The sequence below is a fragment of the Massilia sp. Root133 genome (genome assembly GCF_001426525.1).
Classification (GTDB): Bacteria; Pseudomonadota; Gammaproteobacteria; order Burkholderiales; family Burkholderiaceae_D; genus Telluria; species Telluria orientalis.
In genome coordinates this window covers 275,648-298,299 of record NZ_LMEW01000034.1, presented here as the reverse complement: position 1 = coordinate 298,299, position 22,652 = coordinate 275,648, and the positions used below count along the sequence as shown (strand labels likewise).

The 22,652-nt window shown below is 66.1% G+C and carries 28 protein-coding genes; 19 read left to right on the top strand and 9 right to left on the bottom strand.

Translation table 11 applies throughout. The features are described from left to right. Positions 1 to 6: 6 nt before the first annotated feature. The 4 genes from ASD28_RS25850 to ASD28_RS25835 all read left to right on the top strand — a co-directional run bounded on the left by ASD28_RS25850 (position 7) and on the right by ASD28_RS25835 (position 4,146). Positions 7 to 273, top strand: coding sequence for a UBP-type zinc finger domain-containing protein (locus ASD28_RS25850; protein WP_056135447.1), 267 nt, complete (start codon positions 7 to 9; stop codon positions 271 to 273). A 101-nt stretch (positions 274 to 374) separates the two neighbouring features. After that, a complete protein-coding gene (locus ASD28_RS25845; RefSeq protein WP_056135444.1) occupies positions 375 to 1,733 on the top strand; it encodes an MBL fold metallo-hydrolase RNA specificity domain-containing protein in 1,359 nt (452 codons plus the stop codon). After that, on the top strand, positions 1,730 to 3,259 hold the full coding sequence (locus tag ASD28_RS25840) for a thymidine phosphorylase family protein (protein ID WP_056135441.1): 1,530 nt from the start codon (positions 1,730 to 1,732) through the stop codon (positions 3,257 to 3,259). The genes ASD28_RS25845 and ASD28_RS25840 overlap by 4 nt, the downstream gene beginning before the upstream one ends. Beyond that, positions 3,256 to 4,146: a ribose-phosphate pyrophosphokinase gene (locus tag ASD28_RS25835; RefSeq protein ID WP_056135439.1), complete on the top strand. Its 891-nt coding sequence runs from the start codon at positions 3,256 to 3,258 to the stop codon at positions 4,144 to 4,146. The genes ASD28_RS25840 and ASD28_RS25835 overlap by 4 nt, the downstream gene beginning before the upstream one ends. 121 nt (positions 4,147 to 4,267) lie before the next feature. On the opposite strand, the gene ASD28_RS25830 is transcribed toward ASD28_RS25835, so the two are convergent. Further along, positions 4,268 to 4,825, bottom strand: coding sequence for a DUF1697 domain-containing protein (locus ASD28_RS25830; RefSeq protein ID WP_229412162.1), 558 nt, complete (start codon positions 4,823 to 4,825; stop codon positions 4,268 to 4,270). 139 nt (positions 4,826 to 4,964) lie between these two features. Here ASD28_RS25830 and motA point away from each other — a divergent pair, with 139 nt between their 5' ends. Next, a complete protein-coding gene (gene motA, locus ASD28_RS25825) occupies positions 4,965 to 5,825 on the top strand; it encodes a flagellar motor stator protein MotA (protein ID WP_056135437.1) in 861 nt (286 codons plus the stop codon). Positions 5,826 to 5,829: 4 nt separating this feature from the next. On the opposite strand, the gene ASD28_RS25820 is transcribed toward motA, so the two are convergent. From ASD28_RS25820 to ASD28_RS25810, 3 genes are all read right to left on the bottom strand, one after another. Next, entirely contained in the window at positions 5,830 to 6,378 is a 549-nt protein-coding gene (locus tag ASD28_RS25820) for a DUF2939 domain-containing protein (RefSeq protein WP_162252966.1), read from the bottom strand. A gap of 69 nt (positions 6,379 to 6,447) precedes the next feature. Beyond that, positions 6,448 to 7,419, bottom strand: coding sequence for a serine hydrolase (locus ASD28_RS25815; RefSeq protein WP_056135432.1), 972 nt, complete (start codon positions 7,417 to 7,419; stop codon positions 6,448 to 6,450). A 235-nt stretch (positions 7,420 to 7,654) separates the two neighbouring features. Next, positions 7,655 to 8,671, bottom strand: a complete 1,017-nt coding sequence (locus ASD28_RS25810; RefSeq protein ID WP_056135429.1) for a sulfate ABC transporter substrate-binding protein — start codon at positions 8,669 to 8,671, stop codon at positions 7,655 to 7,657. A 203-nt stretch (positions 8,672 to 8,874) separates the two neighbouring features. Here ASD28_RS25810 and ASD28_RS25805 point away from each other — a divergent pair, with 203 nt between their 5' ends. From ASD28_RS25805 to ASD28_RS25775, 7 genes are all read left to right on the top strand, one after another. Beyond that, positions 8,875 to 9,390: a GNAT family N-acetyltransferase gene (locus ASD28_RS25805; protein WP_056135426.1), complete on the top strand. Its 516-nt coding sequence runs from the start codon at positions 8,875 to 8,877 to the stop codon at positions 9,388 to 9,390. A gap of 105 nt (positions 9,391 to 9,495) precedes the next feature. Beyond that, positions 9,496 to 10,143, top strand: coding sequence for a DUF882 domain-containing protein (locus tag ASD28_RS25800; protein ID WP_056135423.1), 648 nt, complete (start codon positions 9,496 to 9,498; stop codon positions 10,141 to 10,143). A gap of 98 nt (positions 10,144 to 10,241) precedes the next feature. After that, a complete protein-coding gene (locus ASD28_RS25795; RefSeq protein ID WP_229412161.1) occupies positions 10,242 to 10,520 on the top strand; it encodes a DUF378 domain-containing protein in 279 nt (92 codons plus the stop codon). 4 nt (positions 10,521 to 10,524) lie between these two features. After that, the gene (locus tag ASD28_RS25790; protein ID WP_056135420.1) at positions 10,525 to 10,989 is read left to right on the top strand and encodes a metallophosphoesterase family protein; all 465 of its coding nucleotides are present in this window, start codon (positions 10,525 to 10,527) and stop codon (positions 10,987 to 10,989) included. 36 nt (positions 10,990 to 11,025) lie between these two features. Beyond that, positions 11,026 to 11,454 carry a hypothetical protein gene (locus ASD28_RS25785; RefSeq protein ID WP_056135417.1) on the top strand — a complete coding sequence of 143 codons (429 nt, stop codon included), beginning with the start codon at positions 11,026 to 11,028 and terminating at the stop codon, positions 11,452 to 11,454. A gap of 81 nt (positions 11,455 to 11,535) precedes the next feature. Then, a complete protein-coding gene (locus tag ASD28_RS25780) occupies positions 11,536 to 12,336 on the top strand; it encodes a cystine ABC transporter substrate-binding protein (RefSeq protein ID WP_056135413.1) in 801 nt (266 codons plus the stop codon). Positions 12,337 to 12,374: 38 nt separating this feature from the next. After that, entirely contained in the window at positions 12,375 to 12,992 is a 618-nt protein-coding gene (locus ASD28_RS25775; RefSeq protein WP_056135992.1) for an amino acid ABC transporter permease, read from the top strand. 27 nt (positions 12,993 to 13,019) lie between these two features. Here ASD28_RS25775 and ASD28_RS25770 read toward each other — a convergent pair whose 3' ends face one another. Further along, positions 13,020 to 14,696, bottom strand: a complete 1,677-nt coding sequence (locus tag ASD28_RS25770) for an electron transfer flavoprotein-ubiquinone oxidoreductase (RefSeq protein WP_200948909.1) — start codon at positions 14,694 to 14,696, stop codon at positions 13,020 to 13,022. Positions 14,697 to 14,875: 179 nt separating this feature from the next. Here ASD28_RS25770 and ASD28_RS25765 point away from each other — a divergent pair, with 179 nt between their 5' ends. From ASD28_RS25765 to ASD28_RS25755, 3 genes are read left to right on the top strand one after another with little or no spacing between them, the layout of a single operon-like run. Continuing rightward, a complete protein-coding gene (locus ASD28_RS25765) occupies positions 14,876 to 15,652 on the top strand; it encodes an SDR family oxidoreductase (RefSeq protein WP_056135408.1) in 777 nt (258 codons plus the stop codon). Beyond that, positions 15,649 to 16,416: an alpha/beta fold hydrolase gene (locus ASD28_RS25760; protein WP_056135406.1), complete on the top strand. Its 768-nt coding sequence runs from the start codon at positions 15,649 to 15,651 to the stop codon at positions 16,414 to 16,416. The genes ASD28_RS25765 and ASD28_RS25760 overlap by 4 nt, the downstream gene beginning before the upstream one ends. Positions 16,417 to 16,457: 41 nt before the next feature. Next, a complete protein-coding gene (locus ASD28_RS25755) occupies positions 16,458 to 16,877 on the top strand; it encodes a thioesterase family protein (protein ID WP_056135402.1) in 420 nt (139 codons plus the stop codon). Here the strand turns inward: ASD28_RS25755 and ASD28_RS25750 are convergent, their stop codons facing one another. Next, complete coding sequence (locus ASD28_RS25750; RefSeq protein ID WP_036228456.1) at positions 16,878 to 17,438, bottom strand: PAS and helix-turn-helix domain-containing protein; 561 nt, start codon at positions 17,436 to 17,438, stop codon at positions 16,878 to 16,880. Positions 17,439 to 17,565: 127 nt separating this feature from the next. On the opposite strand from ASD28_RS25750, the gene ASD28_RS25745 reads away from it, so the two are divergent. Both ASD28_RS25745 and ASD28_RS25740 read left to right on the top strand, forming a co-directional pair. After that, positions 17,566 to 18,264: a CoA transferase subunit A gene (locus tag ASD28_RS25745; protein ID WP_056135401.1), complete on the top strand. Its 699-nt coding sequence runs from the start codon at positions 17,566 to 17,568 to the stop codon at positions 18,262 to 18,264. A 17-nt stretch (positions 18,265 to 18,281) separates the two neighbouring features. Continuing rightward, positions 18,282 to 18,932 (top strand): 3-oxoacid CoA-transferase subunit B, encoded by a 651-nt coding sequence (locus ASD28_RS25740; RefSeq protein WP_056135398.1) that lies wholly within the window; start codon positions 18,282 to 18,284, stop codon positions 18,930 to 18,932. 45 nt (positions 18,933 to 18,977) lie between these two features. Here ASD28_RS25740 and ASD28_RS31415 read toward each other — a convergent pair whose 3' ends face one another. From ASD28_RS31415 to ASD28_RS25725, 3 genes are all read right to left on the bottom strand, one after another. Continuing rightward, the gene (locus tag ASD28_RS31415) at positions 18,978 to 19,337 is read right to left on the bottom strand and encodes an energy transducer TonB (RefSeq protein ID WP_082577396.1); all 360 of its coding nucleotides are present in this window, start codon (positions 19,335 to 19,337) and stop codon (positions 18,978 to 18,980) included. A gap of 132 nt (positions 19,338 to 19,469) precedes the next feature. Next, on the bottom strand, positions 19,470 to 20,876 hold the full coding sequence (locus ASD28_RS25730) for a M56 family metallopeptidase (protein WP_082577395.1): 1,407 nt from the start codon (positions 20,874 to 20,876) through the stop codon (positions 19,470 to 19,472). Beyond that, the gene (locus ASD28_RS25725; RefSeq protein WP_056135395.1) at positions 20,873 to 21,259 is read right to left on the bottom strand and encodes a BlaI/MecI/CopY family transcriptional regulator; all 387 of its coding nucleotides are present in this window, start codon (positions 21,257 to 21,259) and stop codon (positions 20,873 to 20,875) included. The genes ASD28_RS25730 and ASD28_RS25725 overlap by 4 nt, the downstream gene beginning before the upstream one ends. Before the next feature lie 147 nt (positions 21,260 to 21,406). Between ASD28_RS25725 and ASD28_RS25720 the strand changes: the two genes are divergently transcribed. Next, positions 21,407 to 22,159 (top strand): SIMPL domain-containing protein, encoded by a 753-nt coding sequence (locus ASD28_RS25720; protein WP_056135392.1) that lies wholly within the window; start codon positions 21,407 to 21,409, stop codon positions 22,157 to 22,159. 70 nt (positions 22,160 to 22,229) lie between these two features. Further along, positions 22,230 to 22,649 carry an ABC transporter ATP-binding protein gene (locus tag ASD28_RS25715; RefSeq protein ID WP_056135389.1) on the top strand — a complete coding sequence of 140 codons (420 nt, stop codon included), beginning with the start codon at positions 22,230 to 22,232 and terminating at the stop codon, positions 22,647 to 22,649. The last annotated feature ends 3 nt before the right edge of the window (positions 22,650 to 22,652 follow it).

Sequence of the window (22,652 nt, the reverse complement as noted above, 5' to 3'; positions counted from 1 at the left end):
GTTGGCATGAGCAACGACTGCACGCACTTTCATCACATCGTGACCCGCGAGGGCAATACCGACGGCTGCGAGGAGTGCCTTCGAACGGGCGACACGTGGGTGCACCTGCGCGTGTGCCTGACGTGCGGCCACGTCGGCTGCTGCGACCAGTCGAAGAACAAGCACGCCACGAAGCACTTCCATGCGACCGGACACCCCGTGATCCGCTCGAAGGAGCACGGGGAGACGTGGGGCTGGTGCTACGTCGACCGGGTCGTCAAGGACCCGGTCTGATAGAGAGTGGCTTGATGTAAATCAAGGATTGCGTTCTTTGCCACGACTTACTATTGTGAAAGCGAGCTGTACGATGTGCTCGCTCAACAATAGGTGGCATCATGCGAATCCAGTTTCTCGGCGGCACCGGAACCGTCACGGGCTCCAAGTACCTGCTGACGTCCGGTCGTGCCAGGATCCTTGTCGATTGCGGACTGTTCCAGGGTTACAAACAACTCCGGTTGCGCAACTGGGCCCGGCTGCCTATCGAGCCGGCGAAGCTCGACGCCGTCGTGCTGACTCATGCGCATCTCGACCACAGCGGCTACCTGCCCCTCCTCGTCAAGGGCGGCTTCAAAGGGAAGATTTTTTGCACGGGAGCGACGTTCGACCTGTGCAAGATCCTGTTGCCCGATAGCGGCCACCTGCAGGAGGAAGACGCGGCGGCGGCCAACCGTCATGGCTATACGCAGCACAGTCCGGCCATGCCGCTGTACACGGAAGAGGATGCGCGCGTCGCGTTGCGCCAGTTCGTCGCCGTGCCGTTCGGCGTCCATACCGTCGTGGCGTCCGGACTGGCCGCAACCTGGCGCCGGGCTGGCCACATCCTCGGCGCGGCGTCCGTCGCGCTCGACGACGGCAGTCGCAGCATCACGTTTTCCGGCGACCTGGGGCGCCCGGACGATCCCGTCATGCCGCCACCCGCCCCGCTCGAGCCGACCGATTACCTGGTCGTCGAATCCACCTACGGCAACCGCGTGCATGAACCGACCGATCCGCTGGTCGAGCTGGGCCAGGCGATTCGTGACACGGCGGCGCGCGGCGGCGTCGTCGTGATTCCGGCGTTCGCCGTGGGCCGCGCGCAGGAACTCATGTACTACGTGCACCAGTTGAAGGCGTCCGGGGCGATCCCCGGGTTCCTGCCCGTCTTCCTGGACAGCCCGATGGCGAAGGATGCCACTGCGATCTACCACCGGCACCACGACGACCACAGGCTGACGCGCGACCAGTGCGAGGCCATGTGCCACGCGGCCACCATCATCAACACCGTGGACGAATCGAAGGCGCTCGACGTCAGGAACACGCCCAAGGTCATCATTTCCGCCAGCGGCATGGCGACCGGCGGACGCGTGCTGCACCACATCAAGGCGTTCGCGGAGGATCCGCGCAACACCATCCTGTTCGCCGGGTTCCAGGCGGGCGGCACGCGCGGGGCGGCGCTCGTCGAAGGCGCGGACTCGGTACGCATCCACGGGCAGCAGGTAAGCGTGCGGGCGCAGGTGGTCAACGTGCAGAACATGTCGGCGCATGCCGACAGCAACCAGATCGTGGCGTGGCTGGCGGCGTTGAAGACGGCGCCGCGCTGCACGTTCATCACGCACGGTGAGCCGGCCGCCTCCGAGGCGTTGCGCGTGCGGATCAAACACGAGCTCCGGTGGAACTGCCTCGTGCCGGAGCACCTGCAGGAGGAACAGCTGTGAAGGACGACGCGCAAGCCTTCGCTTCGTCGTTCGTCGCGGGCGCGCGCCGGCTGGGCATCGACAGCGGCAATGCGGCGGTCCTGTATCTCGCCGCAGGCGGCGGCGCATGCCGGACGGGGAGATATCCCGCCGGCGCCCGCGTGCGGGTCAGCACGGCGCGCCGCACCGTCACGGCGCTGGTGCACCTCGTCCGCGCCGACATCGTGCCCGACGGCGAGGTCGGGCTGTCCGACCTCACCTGGCAGCGGCTCGGCGCGTCCGAAGGCGAACCGGTGCGCGTGCGCCTCGCGCCGCCCGCCCGTTCGTTCGCGTTCGTGCGTTCGCGGATCTTCGGGGCCGACCTCTCCGTCGAGGCCGCGAACGCGATCGTCGGCGACATCGCCGCCGGCCTGTATTCCGACATCGAGATCGCCGCCTTCATCACCGCCTGCGCCGGCCGGCCGCTGAAAGTGGAGGAGACGTTCGCGCTGACCGGTGCGATGGTGCAGGCCGGCACCCGGCTGGAGTGGCCAGCGGCGCCGGTCGTGGACAAGCATTGCGTCGGCGGCCTGCCCGGGAATCGCACGACGCTCCTGATCGTGCCGATCGTGGCCGCGTGCGGCCTGACGATCCCCAAGACGTCGTCCCGTTCGATCACGTCGCCGGCCGGCACGGCAGACGCCATGGAAACGCTGGCGCCGGTGGACCTGGACACCGAGCGCATGCGCCGCGTGGTCGAGCAGGAGGGCGGTTGCATCGTGTGGGGCGGCGCCGTCAACCTGAGCCCCGCCGACGACGTCCTTATCCGCATTTCGCGCCCGCTGGACTTCGACGGCGAAGCCGCGATGGTGGCATCCGTCCTGTCGAAGAAGCTGGCGGCCGGTTCCACCCACGTGCTGATCGACATCCCGGTCGGGCCGAGCGCGAAGGTGCGCTCGCAGGCGGCCGCCGAGTCCCTCGTCCGGCTGTTCCAGGCGGTCGGCCAGGCCTATGGCCTCACGATCCGGACCGTGATCAGCGACGGCAGCCAGCCGGTCGGGCGCGGCATCGGGCCGGCGCTGGAGGCGCTTGATGCGCTCGCCGTCCTGCGCAACGAGCGCGATGCTCCCGCAGACTTGCGCACACGGGCACTTACGCTGGCCGGCCATGTGCTGGAGCTGGGCGGCAAAGCCGCGGCCGGCGAAGGGTTTGCGCTGGCGCGTGCCACGCTCGAGAGCGGCGCCGCCCTGCGCAAGTTCGAAGCCATCTGCGCGGCCCAGGGCGGCATGCGCGTGCCGGAGGTCGGCGCGTTCCGGCATGATGTCCTCGCGCGGCGCGCGGGCTATGTCGCGGCGATCGACAACCGGCGCCTGGCGCGCGTGGCCAAGCTGGCCGGCGCGCCGAAGGATGCCGGGGCCGGCGTACTGTTCCTCGCGCCCGTCGGCCGCACCGTGAAGGCGGGCGGACCGCTGTACACCATCCACGCCGCCTCGGCGGGGACGCTGTCCGAAGCCGTGGCCTATGCCGCCACGCACCCCGACATCATCGCCATCGTGGAGGACGAATGACGCCCCTGCTGTTTGCCTTGCCCGGCAACGAGACGCTGGGCGCCGACCTGTGCCGGCTGCGCGGCTGGGAACAGGGGCGCTGGGAACTGCGCGCGTTCCCGGATGGGGAAAGCCATGTGCGGTTCCTGTCCGACGTGGCGGGCAGGGACCTGGTTCTCGTGTGCAGCCTCGATCGTCCGAACGACAAGACCGTCCCGCTCTACCTGACCGCGTGCGTGGCCCGCGAACTGGGCGCGGCACGCATCGGCCTCGTCGTCCCCTATCTCGCCTATATGCGCCAGGATGCCCGCTTCCACGGTGGCGAGGGCGTCACTGCGCAGCATTTCGCGCGCCTGCTCGGCATGGCGGGCGACTGGCTCGTGACCGTCGATCCCCACCTGCACCGGATCCACAGCCTGGACGAGATCTACGCCATTCCGACGCGCGTGGTCGCCGCCGCGCCCGCCATTGCGGCCTGGGTCGGCGCCCATGTGTGCAATCCCCTGCTGATCGGGCCGGACGAGGAGAGCGACCAGTGGGTGGGTGACGTGGCGCGGTTGGTCGGCTGTCCGTACACCACGCTGCGCAAGGAACGGCGCGGCGACCGCGACGTGACCCTGTCCGTTCCGGCGCTCGCGCAGTGGCGCGGCCGTACGCCCGTGCTCGTGGACGATATCGCTTCCACGGCGCGGACGATGATCGCCGCCGTCGCGCGCGTGCGCGAGGCGGGCATGGACCCACCCGTCTGCATCGCCGTCCACGCGCTGTTCGCTGCCGACGCGTACGCCGAACTGCAGGCGGCCGGTGTCGCCGGGGTGGCCTGCACGAATACCATCGCGCATGCAAGCAACCGGATCGACGTCGCGCCCCTGCTCGGCGTGGCCGCGGCCAGCCTGCTGGGGGAGTGACGGCGCAAGGATGCCGAATTCAGACGCCGTGATGTCGATCGCGGTGGCCGCGGGCTGCCGCAGGTCGATCGGTGTCGACCGGCCGCGCGGCTGCCGTCCTGGCTCGGCGCCCGACCATCGGTCACGAAGCCGCCCCAGGCCCATGCTTGCGGACGAGCCGGACGACCGTGTTCCATACGCGGGTCGTCGCCGGCACGTCCAGGGTGCGTTCGACGAACGCGTTCGGACTGCCCGCACTGGTCCCGAGCTTGTAGGTGAGCGACAGCAGCATCCCGTCATGCCAGCTCACCACCCGCACGTCGCCTTTCGGGTTGGCCGCTGGCAGGGACGCGCCATCCGCCGGCGTCCCGATCACGAACGTGGCGCAGGGCGCGTAGACGTCGTCCAACGCCACGCCCGCCAGCGGATCGCTGGCGATCAGCGCAGCCAATCCAGCGACGTCGCGCAGCGCGGCGGGTTCGTCGAAGCCGTCGCGCCGCAACGTGGCCTGCGCGGTTGTCAGGATGCGCGCGGCACTGGCCGGCGACCCTGCTTCGAACACCACCGTGCCGTTCGTCAGGAACGAGCAGGGGTTGACGGCGCCGGCCGCCGCGAAGGCCGCTTCGAGCACGGACCGGGTCGGCGCGGGCGGACGACCCAGGTTGAGATTGCGAAAGAACGCGGCAAATTTCATCGGCATGTCGGCGTCACCAAAACGTGAGCGTACTTCGATACCTGCTATATCGCAATACATCGACCAACTTTCACGTACATCCTTTGCTTTCTATGTGGCAACAATGTTAAAGTTGCGCTCTGGGAATAGTTATCGGAGCAGTATCATGCTGATCGTCGTGGGTTTCGTCATCGTGCTGCTGGCAGTGTTCGGCGGCTTCGTGCTGCAGGACGGGCACCTGGCCGCGCTGTTCCAACCCTACGAACTCCTGATGATCTTCGGCGGCGCGCTGGGCGCCTTCGTCATCGCCAACGACCGCAAGGCGATCGGCCTCACGTGGCGGAGCCTGCCGATGCTGTTCCATGGCTCGCGCTACACCCGCGAACTGTACATGGCGTTGATGGCGCTGATGTTCGACCTGTTGACGAAGGTGCGCCGGGAAGGGCTGATGGCGCTCGAGAACGAGATCGACGCGCCGTACGAAAGCCCCATCTTCACGAAGTACCGCATCATCCTGCTCGACGATCACCTGATGGATTTCATCACGGACTACCTGCGCCTGATGGTGTCCGGCACGATGAACAGCTACCAGCTGGAAAACCTGATGGACAACGAGATCGCCACGTACCAGGAAGACGCCGACATCCCCGTGCAGGCGATCCACAAGCTGGCCGACGGCATGCCCGCGTTCGGCATCGTCGCGGCGGTGATGGGTGTCGTGCACACGATGGGGTCCATCGGCCGGCCGCCGGCGGAGCTGGGTGGCCTGATCGCGGCCGCGCTCGTCGGGACGTTCCTCGGCATCCTGCTGTCGTACGGCCTCGTCGCGCCGCTCGGCAGCCTGCTGCACCGGCGCCACCAGGAAGTCGTGAAGGCGCTGCAATGCGTGAAGGTGACGCTGCTGGCCTCGATGAACAGCTATGCGCCGACGATCGCCGTGGAATTCGGCCGCAAGGTCATCTCGGCCACGGAGCGCCCGACCTTCGCCGAACTGGAAGGCCATGTGCGCCAGTTGAAGTCGCGCTGAGTTCTCAGTTGCGCGGCAGCTCGATCCCCGCCAGCTTCCAGCTCCACAGGCCGGCGCGCCTGAACACGAAGCTGCCGCCGTCCTCCGCCGTCACGGCGAAATGGCGCCAGCCGCGGTAGTGCAGCGCATAATGCGGCTTGTGCTGCGGCGGCTTGTGCTGCGGCGGCTTGTCCCGTGGCGGCTCGGCGTCGGGCGTCCCGGCGTCCCGGGTGGGTTTGGCGATCGATACCTTGCCGTGTTCGACCATGGCCGCGACACCGGCCGGCGACACGATCGCGTCCACGAGCGGATCCGCGACGGCCCGTGCGAAGGCCTGGCCGATCGCAGCGAAGGCATTGGTGCCTGCGTCGCGGGCGATCGACCCGAGCAGCTGGCTCTTCACGCTGTCGCGCAGCGCAGGGAAGTCGACCTCGGCGGAGACGCCCTCGGCATCATGGCGTTCCACTGCCGCACGCAGCCGGTTCAGTGTCCACCAGGGGCTGGCGAAACTCGTGGCGGCCACGACGAGGAGGGTGCCGACGGCGCCGGCGGTGAGGTTTCGGGTACGGTTCATCGGCATCGCAAATGACAAGGCCGGAACGGTCGCCCGTCCCGGCCATCGGTATCGATATGAGTCGCCGGCTCAGCGATGGCGGCGGTGACGCGTGACGGTCACGTGCTTGTGGCTGCGGCGCGTGGTGCCGCCGGCGCTTGCGCGGATGCGCGGACCGCCCGCGCTGGCGCGGATGCGCGGGCCGCGTGCGGAAGCGCGCACGCGCGGGGACCCGTCGGCCGTCGCCACGGCGCGCGTGGCCACGGGGCCGGCGTCGCCCAGCACGTGGCGGCGGATGTTCAGGGCGTCCAGGATGCGGACGGACGAGGCGCCCGCGTTCAGCAGCACCATCGTCGCGTTCTTGCCGGCCGCCTTCACGCGCATGATCAGGCAGCGGCCCGCTTCCTGCGTGTAGCCCGTCTTCGACAGGCCGATGTCCCAGCCCTTGGCGCCGACGAGGCGGTTGGTGTTGTGGTATTCAACGTCGCGCCCCTTGATGTTGATCAGGTCCTTCGACGACGTCGTGATGCGGGTGATCTCCGCGTAGTTCGATGCCGCGGTCGCCATCTTGACGAGGTCGGCGGCGGTCGAGCGGTTGCTCGGCGAGAGGCCCGTCGGTTCCTCGATGACGGTTTGCGTCATGCCCAGCGCGGCGATCTTGCGCTTGACGGCGGCGCGGAAGGCGTCGATGCCGCCCGGATACGTGCGGGCCAGCGCGGCGGCGGCGCGGTTATCCGACGACATCAGGGCCAGCTGCAGCACGTCGCGGCGCGGAATGGTGGCGCCGACGGGCACGCGCGACGTGCTGTGCTTCAGCATGTCGACGTCCTGCTTTTCGATCTCGATCGGCTCGTTCATGTCCTGGTGGGCATCGAGCACGACCATGGCGGTCATGAGTTTGGTCAGCGAAGCGATCGGCGCGACGGTGCTGGCGTTCTTTTCGAACAGCACCTTGCCGGTGTCGTCTTCGACCACCAGCACTGATTGCGATCCGAACGGCACGGCGAAGGCCGCTGCACTGGAGATCGTCATCACTACGGCAGCGAGGAATTTTTTGATCATGGATGGTTGTCTGGGTACGGTTAATGGTCGGGCGCCGGACGGCGGCGGAGCATCAAAACGTCGGGTTGGCAGATAGCGACATGCTATACAGCAACAAAATTGAACGATAGCACCAAAGATTGACATATGTCTATGTCATTCAGTGAAATATCGAGTCCAACGGCAAGATTCTACAAGAAAAAAGGCCCCGCGTTTCCGCAGGGCCTTCTTTTTGAACAGATTTTTGTGAAATGTCTTATTTCGACGTGTAAATCTTATCGAATTCTCCACCATCGTCGAAGTGACGTTTCTGCGCGGCACGCCATCCACCGAATACATCATCCACCGTGAACAGCTTGATCGGCTTGTAGTTCGCGGCGAACTGCTTCATGACTTTCTCGTTGCGCACGCGCATATAGTGCTTGGCGCCGATCGTCTGGCCCGTTTCCGAATACAGGAAGTTGAGGTAGCCCGTCGCCTGCTTGCGGATGCCCTTGCGGTCGACGACCTTGTCCACGACGGCCACCGGCGACTCGGCCAGCACGGAGATGGACGGGTACACGACTTCGAAGTCGTTGCCGAACTCGGCGCGCACGAGGTTCACTTCGTTCTCGAAGGTGACGAGGGCGTCGCCGATCTGGCGCTGCGTGAAAGTGGTGGTGGCGGCGCGGCCGCCGGCGTCCAGCACGGGCACGTTCTTGAAGATCTTGCCGACGAGGTCGCGCGCCTGCGCTTCATTGCCGCCTTTCTTGATCACCGAGCCCCAGGCCGCCAGGTAGGTATAGCGGCCGTTGCCGGCGGTTTTCGGATTCGGAATGACGACTTTCACGCCCGGCTTGGCGAGGTCGGTCCAGTCCTTGATGCCTTTCGGGTTGCCCTTGCGGACCAGGAACACCATGGTCGAGTAATAGGGCGCCGCATTGTCCGGAAATTTCTTGGCCCAGTCCTTCGCGACGAGGCCGCGGTCGGCCAGCATGTCGATGTCGTTGGCCTGGTTCATCGTCACGACGGACGCTTCGAGGCCGTCGGCGACGGCGCGGGCCTGCTTGCTGGAGCCCCCATGCGATTGCTTGATCGTGACGGTGTCGCCCGTCGACTTTTTCCATTCGGCGACGAAGGCCGGGTTGATGTCCTTGTACAGCTCGCGTGCCACGTCGTAGGACACGTTCAGCAGTTCCACGTCGGCGGCCTGTGCGGCAAACGGCACCACGGCACTGCCGAGCGCCAGCGCCAGCAACGCGCGGCGCAGCGAGGAAACGGATGGGATCGCCATATTGTTTTTCCTTATAAAGACTCTCTAGGGACGGTCGATGATCCGTTAAAAAATAGCAAAACAAAAGAACATTTTTATCATATGCTTAGACGGCGTATGTGGCATGCATACGCTACGGGCCGCCACAAAGCAGCCATGTCCCGTTTGGGGTATAGTCCGGCCTTCGCCGAAACATCGTTTTTTCCGGGTTGATGCTGAAAACAATGGGTATCGAAATTCGCCACGCAACACCGAATGACGCGCCGGCCGCATGCCGCCTGCTGCGCCGTTCGATCGAAGAGGGCTGCGTGCCCGACCACGGCGGCCGTCCCGACGTCCTGCAAGCCTGGCTCGGCAACAAGACGACCCAGAACGTGCTGGGCTGGCTGTCGTCGCCCAGCAACTTCGCCGTCGTGGCGGAGCGTGATGGGGACGTGGTTGGCTTCGCACTCCTGAACCAGGCCGGCAAGGTGCCCCTGTGTTATGTCCGCCCGGACCTGTTGCGCCAGGGCGTAGGGCGCGCGCTGCTGCGGGCGCTGGAAACGCAGGCGCGCGCGTGGAACATCAGCAAGGTGCACATGCAGAGCCCGGAGTCGGCGAGCGGCTTTTTCGAGCGCGAGGGCTATGTCAACGCGGGCAAGGACAAGGCCTGTTTCGGCCTCGAATGTGACTTCCTGTGGAAGCATCTGGACGCCGAAACTGTGCCGGCGCGCAAGAGATTTTGCAATTGCAGCCAATGAGCGTAGGCCCGCTTTGATCGTTGTGTAACATTACGCAACGTGAACTCATCTTTTTTCCTGCTGGCGCTTGCGCTATAGTAGTCGGGTTTCAATGATGAGTTCGTTATGGCTTCCCGTAGAGATTTTCTTCACCACGGCTTGCGCCTGACCGCGCTGGGGCTCGTCGCCGTCCCGCTGGTCGATGCGCAGGCAGCCCGTTCACAGACCGAGGCCCCCGGCACGGACCTGGAGCCGCCTCCCGATCTGTTCGATGCCCAGGTCGTCGACATCGACTTCTGGGTCAAGCCGCGCACGTTGTCCGTGATTCGTCCGCAAAGCGGTGAACGCGCCAATGTCCTGTACTGGAAGGACGGCGAGGTAATCGATTCCGCCTACCAGGAACTGTGCCATCTGCTGCGCGACGTGAACGGCAAGGCGTCGATCGCCATCGACCCGAAGCTGATCGAAACGCTGTGGGCGTCGCAGGCGTTTGTTGCGCGCTACGGCCTCGAACGGCCGCTGGAGATCCTGTCCGGCTACCGCACCCCCGCGTCCAACAACCGCCTGATCGAACAGGGCGTGCCGGCCGCGCGCCAGTCGCTGCACATGTCGGGCAAGGCGGCGGACGTACGTATCGCCGGCCTCACCGAGGAAGTGCTGGGCGGGCTCGTGAAGAGCTTCCGCAAGGGCGGCGTCGGCTTCTACTACCGCTCCGGCCCGAAAGGCGGCTGGATCCACACGGACACGGGCCTCAACCGTACCTGGAAAGGCTGAGCCGCCGGATTCCCGAACGGATAGGCGGCGCACGCGTTCGCGCGTTTTTGCTATCGTGGTTGTACCAACCTTTCCCCAAGGAGGACATGATGGCAACCATGAACGCACCGACAATGGAACGCCGGCATCTGCCCGAACGACGCGCTGCCGTGCGCGAAGGCGCGACCGCGATGTCCGGGATCGACTACGCCGCGATGGCGCTCCTGATCATCGGCGGCCTGAACTGGGCGATGGTGGGCCTGTTCGACGTCGACGTCGTCGCCACGCTGTTCGGTCCGGGCAGCCCGGCCAGCCGCGTCGTGTATGTCGTCGTCGGCCTCGCGGCCCTGTATTCGATCTACACGGCGATCAAGATGAGCCGCCACCATCCCCACTGAACCGATGCGGGTCGGCCTGATTTCCGACACACACGGCCTGCTGCGGCCCGAGGCGCTCGATTTTCTCGCGGGGTCCGACCACATCGTCCACGGCGGCGACATCGGCAACCCGGAGATCCTTGTGCGCCTGGCGGCCATTGCGCCACTGACGGTGGTCCGCGGCAACAACGACACGGCGCCGTGGGCGCGCGCGATTCCGGCGACGGCCCGCGTCGACTTCGGGACGGTGGCGCTGTACGCGATCCACGACCTGAAGGAACTCGACATCGACCCGCGCGCGGCCGGCGTGCGCGTCGTCGTGTCGGGCCACTCGCACAAGCCCGCATGCACCGAGCGCGACGGCGTGCTGTACGTAAACCCGGGCAGCGCCGGGCGGCGCCGGTTCAGCCTGCCGATCGCGGCCGCCGAGCTGATCATCGAGGGCGATGCCGTCGCAGTAAAGCTGGTGACGCTCCGCGAAATGCCGTAGCATACGCGCCGTCCTCAAGCCTGATCGATTGCCGCCATGACGCCTGACACCAACCAGAATAACGAGAACAACGATAGCGAACGCCCCCGTTTCCGCCCCGTCCCGTGGACGTCGCTGGAAACCCCGCAGGACGTCGAACTGTGGATCGAGGACCACAACCGCACGATGCAGGAGCTGGTCAAGCCGCAGGAGACGGGCGTCGGCGTGCGCTTCCGCCTCGCGCCGGGCGGCGACGTCTACATGCACACGGCGGCGGATGCCGTCATCCTCGACGTCGAGCCGGACGCCGGCTGGATCGCCCCCCTCATCATGGCCGCGACGGGCGCGGAGCAGCCGGCCGGGTCGATCTGGGTGCTGCCGGACGACAAGCTGGTGCAATTGCTGCTGGGCCTGTCGACGCTGGTCGAGAGCTCGCTGATCGTCACGGGACACAACTTCGGCAGGCATGGCCGGCGACAGTTTTAACATATATTTACGACAATATTTCCTTTGCGCGTAGTCAAGATTCGGTGTTAAATCAGCTCTCTCGTACGATGAGCTGAGCCGATGCCTACTCGATTCCCGACCGCCACGCGGCGCGCGCTGCTGTTGTCCATGGTTCTCGCGGCCGCCGCGCTGCCGGCACGCGCGGCTGACTTGCTCGACACCGTCAAGACGCGCGGCAGCTTGCGCATCGCAGTGGAAGGCACCTATCCTCCGTTCAATTTCAAGGATCCGAAGACGGGCCAACTGGCCGGTTACGACGTCGACGTCGCGAAACTCGTCTGCGCCAGGCTGGGCGTGAAACCGGAATTCGTGACGACGGAGTGGGCCGCCATCCTCGCGGGCCTGGGTGCGGGCAAGTACGACGTCATCGTCAGCCAGGTCGGCATCACGCCGCGGCGCCAGCAGGCGTTCGATTTTTCCCGGCCTTACACGTATTCGGCGCCGCAACTGATCGTGCGCCGCAACGAGACCACGGCGTATCGCAGCCTTGCCGACCTGAAGGGCCGCAAGGTCGGCGTGGGGCAGGGCAGCGTGTTCGAGCAGCAGGCGCGCGCGATGCCCGGTATCGAGGTCAAGAGTTACCCGGCCGCGCCGGAAAACCTGCAGGACCTCGCGTTCGGCCGCATCGACGCGGCCCTCAACGACAGCCTGATGGTGGCCTACCTGCTCAAGAGTTCGCAATTGCCCATCCGCGCCGGCGCGCGCGTGGGCGACGTCGAGCGCATGGGCATCGCATTCCGCAAGGGCAATCCGACATTCCATGCGGCCGTCGACAAGGCCCTCGATGACGCGCGTGCCGACGGCAGCCTGAGGCAGGCGTCGCTCAAGTGGTTCGGCGTCGACGCGACCCGCGCACCGTGACCGAACTGCTCGACCTGCTGCGCGAGGCCGCACCCGTGATGGCGAAAGGGGCGGGTTATACGCTCGCGTTCGCCGTGGCGGCGATGATCGGCGGACTCGTGCTCGGCTTTCCCACCGCGATCCTGCGCCTGGCGCCGTGGGCGCCGCTGCGCTGGCCGGCCGCGCTGTACGTGAGCGTCTTTCGCGGCACGCCGCTGCTCGTCCAGTTATTCGTGATCTATTACGGCCTGCCCGGCATCGGTATCGAATTCACTCCCGTCACGGCGGGCATCCTGGCGCTGTCGCTGAATGCGGGCGCGTACCTCTCCGAGAGCCTGCGCGGGGCCATCCTCGGCATCGCCAAGGGGCAGTGGAATGCGGGCTTCAGCCTCGGCCTCACGTATCCGCAGACGCTGGGCCTGGTGATCCTGCCACAAGCGCTGCGCACGGCCGTGCCCGCGATGAGCAATACATTGATCAGCCTGATCAAGGACACGGCCCTCGTCTCGGTCATTACCGTGACCGAATTGATGCTCGTGACGAAGGAACTGATCTCGGTGACGTTCCGGCCGTTGCCGCTGTACGTGGCGGCGGCCGTCGTGTATTGGCTGCTGAGTCTGTTTTTCGAAGCCGTGCAGCGGCGCGCGGAGCGGCATTTCAACCGCGCTCACAAGTAGCAACGGCGCCGCAGCGCCGTTTGTTCGTTACATGTTCGGGTAGTTCGGCCCGCCGCCGCCTTCCGGCGTGACCCACACGATGTTCTGCGTCGGGTCCTTGATGTCGCAGGTCTTGCAGTGCACGCAGTTCTGCGCGTTGATCTGCAGGCGATCCTTGCCTTCGTCCGTCTTCACGAATTCGTACACGCCGGCCGGGCAGTAGCGCTGTTCCGGACCCGCGAACTTGGCCAGGTTGATCTCGACCGGCACGTTCGGGTTCTTGAGCGTGAGGTGCACGGGCTGGTCTTCCGCGTGGTTCGTGTTCGAGATGAACACGGACGACAGGCGGTCGAACGTCAGCTTGCCGTCCGGCTTCGGATAGGCGATGGGCTTGAAGTCGGACGCCGGGCGCAGGCATTCGTGGTCCGCATGGTTGTGGTGCAGCGTCCACGGCGCCTTGCCCTTGAACAGGATCTGGTCGATGCCGGTCATGATCGTGCCGACGACGAGGCCCTTGCTCATCCACGGCTTGAAGTTGCGCGCGACGTGCAGTTCCTCGTGCAGCCACGACTGTTCGAACGCGACCGGATAGCTCAGCAGCTCGTCGTGCTGGCGGCCCGCGCCCAGTGCGGCGTAGGCGGCGTCGGCTGCGAGCATGCCCGTCTTGATGGCGGCGTGGCTGCCCTTGATGCGGCTCGTGTTGAGGAAGCCCGCGTCGCAGCCGATCAGCGCACCGCCCGGGAACACGGTCTTCGGCAGCGACTGCAGGCCGCCCGCCGTGATCGCGCGCGCGCCATACGAGATGCGCTTGCCGCCTTCGAAGAAGTGGCGGATCGCCGGGTGCGTTTTATAACGCTGGAATTCCTCGTACGGCGACAGGTACGGGTTCTGGTACGACAAGCCGACGATGAAGCCGACGGCGACCTGGTTGTTTTCCAGGTGGTACAGGAAGGAACCGCCATAGGTGTCGTTGTCCAGCGGCCAGCCGGCCGTGTGGACCACGAGGCCCGGCTGGTGCTTGGCCGGATCGATTTCCCACAGTTCCTTGATGCCGATGCCGTAGGTCTGCGGATCCTTGCCCTTGTTCAGGTCGTATTTCGCCATCAGCTGCTTGCCGAGGTGGCCGCGCGACCCCTCGGCGAACAGCGTGTATTTCGCGTGCAGTTCCATGCCCAGCTGGAATGCGTCGGTCGGCTGGCCGTGGCGGTTGACCCCCATATTGCCCGTCGCGACGCCCTTCACCGAGCCGTCGTCGTTGTACAGGATTTCCGCGGCCGGGAAGCCGGGGAAGATCTCGACGCCCAGCGCTTCCGCCTGCTGGCCCAGCCAGCGCACGACGTTGGCCAGCGAGATCACGTAGTTGCCGTGATTCGTCAACATCTTCGGCATCATGAACGACGGCGTCTGGTAAGCCTTCGTTTCGGAGAGGAACAGCATGCGGTCTTCCGTCACCGACGTGTTCAGCGGTGCGCCAAGTTCCTTCCAGTTCGGGAACAGTTCGTCCAGAGCGCGCGGGTCCATCACGGCGCCCGACAGGATGTGCGCGCCCAGCTCGCCGCCTTTTTCCAGCACGCAGACCGACACGTCCTGGCCCTTTTCGGCCGCCAATTGCTTCAGGCGGATCGCGGCCGACAGGCCTGCGGGGCCGCCGCCGACGATGACCACGTCGTATTCCATTGCTTCGCGCGGGCCATATTCTTCGAGGAGGGTGTTGGTCTGAGTCATGTCTTATGTGAGTTATAAAAATTTAAGCACGAGTGTGCACTTTTTTGCGCTCGTTGGCAACGTCGAGCGCCATTGTAGGGCAACTATTAGGCGCGGCAATCTAATCGGTGCGAAATAGGTGAAGTGTGTAATCATTATGACTTCGCAACAGAATTTAGTTTGGGCATAGGGGGCGTAACGTGGGGATTGAAGTCAATTTCGAAGGAAAGATCGCGATGGTCACGGGTGCATCCAGCGGGTTGGGTGCGCGGTTCGCCAAGGCGCTGGCCGGTGCCGGGGCCCAGGTCGTGCTCGCATCGCGCCGCATCGAACGCCTGAAGGAATTGCGTGCCGAGATCGAAGCGGACGGCGGCGCCGCCCACGTCGTGGCGCTGGACGTGACGGACCTCGCGAGCATCAAGGCCGCGATCGCCCACGCCGAGACGGAAGCGGGTCCGATCGACATCCTCGTCAACAACTCGGGCGTGTCGACGACACAGCGCCTGCTCGACGTGAGCGAGGAAGACTACGGCTACGTCATGGACACGAATTTGCGCGGCGCCTTCTTCATGGCCCAGCAGACCGCGAAGCGGATGATCCAGCGCGCGAAGGGCGATCCGAAGAAGCAGCACCGCATCGTCAACATCGCGTCCGTCGCGGGGCTGCGCGTGCTGCCGCAGATCGGCGTGTACTGCATGAGCAAGGCCGGCGTCGTGCAGATGACGAAGGCGATGGCCGTCGAGTGGGGCCGCTACGGCATCAATGTGAACGCCATCTGCCCGGGCTACATCGCCACCGAGATGAACGAGGATTATTTCGACACGGAGCAGGGCAAGAAGCTGATCGAGATGCTGCCGCGCCGCCGCACGGGCAAGCCGGAAGACCTCGACGGCCTGCTGCTGCTGCTCGCCGCGGAGGAAGCCCATTTCATCAACGGCGCCATCATCACGGCCGACGATGGCATGACGGCGCAATGAGGGCGTCCCGGCCGCGGCTCCTGCTGGTCCACGGCCTGCTGGGCTCGCTGGATTACTTCGAGCCGCGGCGCTACCTGCCGGGCGTCGACCTCTTCACGCCCGACCTGATCGGCTACGGCCAGCGGCGCAGCGAAGACGCCCACATCACCCTGGCCGACCAGGCCGCCATGCTGGCCCGCTTCCTGCACGACGAGATCGGCGGTCCCGCCTGGGTGCTGGGCCACAGCGTGGGCGGGATCGCCGCGATGCTGCTGGCCGACCTCGTGCCGGAGCTCGTGCGTGGCGTCATCAATGTCGAGGGTAATTTCACCTTGAAGGACGCGTTCTGGACGGGCCGCATCGCCGCCTTGCCCGACGCCGAGTGGGCCGCGGAATACGGCGCGATGGAAGCGGCGCCGGCCGCGTGGCTGGAAAAGAGCGGGATCGAGGCGAGCGACGAGCGCGTCGCATGGGCCCGCGACATCCTCGCGAATCAGCCGTACACGACCGTGCAAAAGATGGCGCAGTCCGTGCTCGACACGACCGGCGCGCCGGACTACCTGGGCTGCGTCGGCCGCGTGCTGGCGCGCGCGACGCCCCTGTACCTTGTCGGCGGCGAGCAGTCCAGCGCGGGGTGGGACGTGCCCGACTGGGTGCTGTCGCAGGCGCGCCGCGTGTGCGTGCAGCCGAAGACGGGGCACATGATGATGCTGGAAGATCCGGGGAATTTTTGCCGGATCGTCGAGTCCATCCTCTACGACGAGGGCTGCCTTTCCGGCACCTGAGGCCGTATCATGCCGGCTTTTGGCAACGACGTAGAGCAACGATGAGCAACAAGAAACAGGTTCACACGATGCGCCAGGCCATCCGCTGGGGCGACATGGATGCATTCGGCCACGTGAACAACACGGTGTATTTCCGGTACATGGAGAGCGGGCGCATCGCCTTCCTCGAACAGGCGGCGGGCGACCTCGAGATCAAGGGCGAAGGCCCCGTGATCGTCACGGCGTACTGCAACTTCATCAGGCAGCTGAAGTATCCGGGCGAGATCGAGATCCGCACGTTCGCCGGTCCGGCGGGCCGGTCCAGTTTCGAGGTGACCCACGAGATCCGCATGGTCGATGCGGACGGCAATGCCGACGTCGTGGCCGCGGAGGGCGGCGGCAAGGTCGTCTGGATCGACTTCGCGGCCGAGAAGTCCGTGCCGTTGCCGGCGCGGGTGCGGGAGATGCTGCCCGTCGGCTGATTACCGCGACATCCCGACCAGCTTGTGCACGAGTTCCGACGACGTCGACGCCGAGAACTTGCGCATGAGCTTGGCGCGGTGCATCTCCACCGTGCGCGGCGACAGATCGGTCTCGCGCGCGATCACCTTGCTCGTCTTGCCTTCGACGAGCAGCGCCGCGATCTCGCGCTCGCGCGGCGTCAGCTCGGCCGTCACGGGGCGCTTCTCGCTCACGTCCTCGAACGTCCAGACGCCGGCGCCCAGCGGCTCGGCCGGGTCGAGCGCGCGGCCCGTCACGTGGCACCAGAACAATTCCCCATTTCCTCGCCGCATGATGCGCTCGTCCGAGTAGCGGCCCTTCGCGTTCATGATCGGAATGATGCGGTCGCCCGTGCGCAGGAACTCGTCCATGGTCGGGTAGAGTACCGAGAACGACTGGCCGTCGAGCTGTGTCCGCTGGTAGCCGAACATCGCCGCCAGGGCGTGGTTGCACGACTGGATCACGCGGTTCACCGAAATGCACATGCCGACGGGCGCGTGCTGGAAAATCATCTCGTAATCGATGGCGTATGATGCGTTCATTTGATGGTAGTCGACTGTCCCCACAGGAGGGCTTGCCGGTATTTCTACGGTATTGTGCTTCGGAGGGCGCTATTTTATTCTGCAATTCTACTCTGCTGTATAGAACCTCATTATTAAAGGGACGGGTATGAACAAAGTGTATCCTGATGCGCGCTCGGCGCTCGAAGGGGTGGTTGCGGACGGCCAGACCATTGCCGTGGGCGGTTTCGGCCTGTGCGGTATTCCCGAGGCGCTCATCGCCGCGCTGCGCGATTCCGGCGTCAAGAACCTGACGGCCATCTCGAACAACGCCGGCGTCGACGACTTCGGCCTGGGCCAGCTGCTCAGCACGCGCCAGATCAGGAAGATGATCTCGTCCTACGTGGGCGAGAACAAGGAATTCGCGCGCCAGTACCTGGCCGGCGAACTGGAACTGGAATTCACGCCGCAGGGCACGCTGGCCGAGAAGCTGCGCGCCGGCGGCGCCGGCATCCCCGCCTTCTTCACCAAGACGGGCTATGGCACGATCGTCGCGGAAGGCAAGGAAACCCGTGAATTCGACGGCGAGATGTATGTGATGGAGCGCTCGCTCGTTCCGGACGTCTCGCTCGTGAAAGCCTGGAAGGCCGACCGCGCCGGCAACCTCGTGTTCCGCAAGACGGCCCGCAACTTCAACCCGAACGTGGCCACCGCAGGCAAGGTCTGCATCGTGGAAGTCGAGCAGCTGGCCGAGATCGGCGAGATCGACCCCGACCAGGTGCATACCCCGAGCATCTTCGTGCACCGCATCGTTCACAACCCGACGCCGGAAAAGCGCATCGAACAGCGCACCGTGCGTCAAGCATAAGACCAGGGGAGACAGACATGGCATGGACTCGTGATGAAATGGCCGCGCGCGCGGCCAAGGAACTGCAGGACGGTTTTTACGTGAACCTGGGCATCGGCCTGCCCACGCTGGTGGCCAACTACGTCCCGAACGATATCGAAGTGTTCCTGCAGTCGGAAAACGGCTTGCTGGGCATCGGCCCGTTCCCGACCGATGCGGAAGTGGACGCCGACCTGATCAACGCCGGCAAGCAGACCGTGACCGCGCTGCCGGGCGCCGCCTACTTCAGCTCGGCCGATTCGTTCGGCATGATCCGCGGCGGCAAGATCAACCTGGCGATCCTCGGCGCGATGCAGGTGTCGGAAAAGGGCGACCTCGCCAACTGGATGATCCCGGGCAAGATGGTCAAGGGCATGGGCGGCGCGATGGACCTCGTGGCCGGCGTCAAGCGCGTCGTCGTCGTGATGGAACACGTGGCCACAAGCAAGGATGGCTCGACGAGCCACAAGATCCTGAAAAAATGCGACCTGCCGCTGACGGGCGTCGGCGTCGTCGACCGCATCATCACCGACCTGGGCGTCATCGACGTCACCGACACCGGCCTCAAGCTCGTCGAGTTGGCGCCGGGCGTCACCAAGGATGAAGTCGTGGCCGCCACGTCGGCCGAGCTGGACGTCGCCAGCGTGTGATGTCCTTCCGGGCGGCGCCGCGGTGCCGCCCGCTATCTTCTTACTTCAGCGCAGCTTCCACACGTACTGGACCTTGGTCCATCCCTGTACGGCCTTGCCTTGTTCGACTGCCGGCTGGAAGCTGCACTGCGCCAGCGCCGAGCGCGCCGCCTCGTCCAGTGTCGTGAACCCGCTCGACTTTATCACCTTCGAACCCTTCACCTTGCCGTTCTCGTTGACGAGAAAGCCGAGCGTGACCTTGCCCTCGTGACTGGCCTGCACGTCCGCGGCCGGGTACTTCGGCTTGGCGCAGCTGTCGAAGTCGAGCTTGGCTCTGCTGCTGCCTTGCGGTGCCGCATGGGCGGACGCCGCGCAGGCGAGGGCGAGGAACAGGCAGTGCAGGGTCGTGCGGATGATGCGGGACATGGTGATCTCCTTTTGATGGGAACTGATGACCTTCAGTTCATGAGGACGTGACGGCGCCGCGCGCCGTCTTGCGCGAATGCTTCGTTGATGATGGGGCGTGACCGCCCGGCTGCTCAGCGCAGCGGCGTCACGTCAAGCGAGGGTCCAGACATATTGGACCGGTTGCCAGCTCGAAACAGGCTTGCCATCGCGCAGTGCCGGTGCAAACCGGCAGCGGTACAGGGCATCGCGGGCCGCCTCGTCCATGCTGGCGTAGCCGCTGGAGCGCAGGATGGTCGAGTCCGTGACGAAGCCGGAGGCGTCCACGCGGAAGCTCACCGTGACCGTGCCCTCGTGGCCCGCCGCGATGTCGGCCTGCGGGTATTGCGGTTTCTTGCAGCTCGAGAAATCCGCGACCGCGGGCCGTGTCAGGCCGGCCGTCGCGCTGGCAATCGGACTATCGCGGGTCGACAGCGCGTGGGCGCTCGCCGCGCACGCCAGGACGAGGGCGAGCACGGGAATCGCGGCGCGCCAGTCCAGCGCCTGCGGATCCGGACGGACCAGGCGACGGATGCGCGCCGTCAGGTCGCCGCCGGCCGCGGCCTGGGCCAGATGGTGGCCTGAAAACTGCAGGCGCTCCAGTTCCGACAGTGCCCGGGCCAGGCGGCGCGGTTCGCCCAGCCGGCGTGCGGCGAAATCGTCGGCGATCTGCTCGCGCTCGTGCCGGATGCGGCGCGAGATCCACCACACGGCCGGGTGGTAGAACAGCAGGGTCTCGATCACGTTCTGCACAAGGTTGACGAGGTAGTCGTGGCGCCGGACATGGCCCAGCTCGTGCGCCAGCAGTGCTTCCAGCAAGTGCGGCGGCATGCCCGTCACGAGGGCGGCCGGCACGAGCACGACGGGCCGCCAGAAGCCGGCCGTGACCGGACTCGCCAGGCTGTCGACGATGCGCAGGCGCACGGTGCGGTCGATGCCGCAGCGGGCGGCCAGTTGGGCCAGCCTCGATTGCCAGGCGCGTTCCGCGGCGCTGCCGGCCTGTGCCGATGCGGCGCGTCCACCCGTGGCGCGTCGCACCCACACCAGGCCCATCGCCATGCGCAGCCCGAGCGCGGCCGCGCAGGCCGCCCATCCGCCGACGATCCAGTCGAGATGCCGCTGCAGCCAGCCGAGCAGGCCAGCCGCGTCGCGCAGCACCGCCGCCGATGCCTGCGCCAGGGGCAAGGCGTGCGCGGCCTGCGCGTCTTGCCCGGCCTGCAGCATCATGACGAAGTCGGCGGCCGGCCACGCGAAGCACAGCAGCAGTGCGCCGCATGCGACGGCATAACGGCGTTCCGGCCGCGCATTGCGCAGCGCCACGAGCAGCACCGCCGTCGTGCACCCGATCAGCGCGCCTTGCCACACGAAGTCCAGCAACGCCCATCCGAGGCTGGGCACGAACGACTGGGACAGCGCGGACAGCAGCCCGGTCAGCACGTCAGGCAGGTGCGACGGTAGCGGCGCGAGCGGACTCGTCGGCAGCAATACGGACAACAGCCCGGTGACGAGCCCGGCGCTCATTGTTCGTCTCCATCTTTCAGCAGTTGTTCGATCTCATCGCGCTCCTTTTTCGAGATGCCGCTCTTGAGTGCGGCCAGCACCAGCGCCTTGGCCGACCCGGCGAAGGCGCGCTGCATCAGGTCCTTCAGCAAATTCGTCTGCAGCGATTCCTGCGCGTGGGCCGGTGCGTACACGTGAGACCGTTCGCTCTCGTCGCGGATCAGCAAACCTTTACCGTGCATGATCTGCATCAGGCGGAGCACGGTCGCGTACGTCACCTCCGGACGTTCCTTGACGATCTCTTCGTGGACCCGGCGCGCCGTGGCCGCGCCCAGCGGCCACAGTGCCTGCAGCAGGTCGAGTTCGGCGGGCGTCGGCTTGGGCGGGGTGGGGGATTTGGCCATGGCGGTTTCTCGGAACGTGGTCGATAAATCTAGACTAACTCGTCTAGATCGAGTTGTCTACAAGTTTATTTTTGGCGCGCTGGCTTGTCTACGCAGATGGTCCGGCACTAACATAGACATCACTGTCTACAATAAAAGGAAGTGTCCATGCTGAAAACCCGTGTGCGCGCGAGCGCCCTCGTCCTCCTGCTGGCGTCGAGTGGCGCCGGTGCGTCGTCCGTCCCCGATTATCCGTTCGTGCACGTCACCGGGAATTCGTTCCAGGCCGTCGTGCCCGACCTCGCCAGCCTCGATTTCGAGATCGTCGCGCCCGACGCCGACCCGGCCGCGGCGCGCGCCGTCATCGAGGCGCGCGTGGGCGAGGTACGCGACCTGGCGCGGCAGCTCGGCATCGAGGCCGACGATGTCGTCGTGCGCGAGGTGCGGCAAGGCATCCGCAAAGAGGAAAAGGGCGCGAACGGCGGGCCGTTGTACGAGCTGCGCTGCGACGTCCACATCAATGTGCGGAATGTCGCCAACTGGGCCGCGCTGGCCGGCGGGTTGCTCGGCAAACCGAACCTCGACGGCTTCGCGTCCGCTTTCGACCGCACCGACATGGACACCATCCACGACGAACTCGTGACCCGGGCCATCCAGGACGCGCGCCGCCAGGCCGAGGTGATGGCGGCCGCGGGCGGACGGCGCGTCGGCGGCCTCATGGGCGCCACGCCGGAAGCGCTGAAGAACCTCAGCACGGCGATGGGCCTGGAACGCAGCGACTTCCGGCGCGACCGCGGCACGGACCGGGCGCGCGCGCAGGACGTCGATCGCGAGCAATTGCTGGCCGTGCCGGCGCTGAAGCTGCGCCAACCCGTCGATGTCATCTTCCGCCTGGAAAACCTGCCGAAACGCACACGCTGACGACAGGAACGCTTGAGGCAGCGCAGGCGCTGGACGGGAGCCTTGCGCCGCCGCGACGGTCAAACCCGGCATGACCGCCGACAGCGCCGCCGCCGACCTTGCCGCCCGCCGCCGCTTCGCGGCCGAGCTGTGGGGCGTGATGCGCGCCAACCGCGGGCGCGTGGCGGTGTCCGTCGTCCTGCTGCTGGCCGCGAAAGTGGCGACGGTGGCCGTGCCGCTGCTGCTCAAGCGCATCATCGACGTGTTTTCGCAGCCGACGCTGCCGGCGCTGCTGCCCTGGTATCTGCTGGTGGGCTATGCGCTGCTGCGCTTCGCGAGCACGCTGTTCAACGAATGGCGCGACCTGCTGTTCGCGCGCGTGACGCTGAGCACGGTCTCGGCGTATGCGGGCAAGACGTTCGCACGCACGAGGAACTGTTGCGGAGGAGCGGCGTGTATGCGCGGTTGTGGCTGTTGCAAAAAAAAAACGCCGGGCGAACCCGGCGTCTGAACG